Consider the following 288-nt stretch of genomic DNA (forward strand, 5'->3'; position numbering starts at 1 on the left):
GGCAATACCAGGGACTACACTTGGGATTTCGAGCGGATCGGCTACGAACAGACCGAGAGGATGCTCGGCAGTGGCGGCCTGCCGGGCAAGACCATCCTGTGCAACAACGATCGTCTCGCCTTCGGCGTGATGGCGGCCGCCTTCTCGAAAGGGCTGAAGGTGGGCCGCAAGGCGGATTGCGACCTGCGGGTGGCTGCGCATGACGACCATCCGCTCAGCCGCTACACTTGCCCGGCGCTCACCACCATGGCGCAGGATTTCGCGGCGATGGCCGGAAGCAGCGTCGAG

1 protein-coding gene is annotated in these 288 nt (G+C 64.9%); it reads left to right on the forward strand.

Translation table 11 applies throughout. The features are described 5' to 3' along the window. The coding region (locus EN851_RS35755) for a substrate-binding domain-containing protein (RefSeq protein WP_135931139.1) at positions 1 to 288 on the forward strand (288 nt) is incomplete at both ends.

This window comes from Mesorhizobium sp. M8A.F.Ca.ET.208.01.1.1 (assembly GCF_004791315.1).
In the GTDB taxonomy this organism is placed as follows: Bacteria; Pseudomonadota; Alphaproteobacteria; order Rhizobiales; family Rhizobiaceae; genus Mesorhizobium.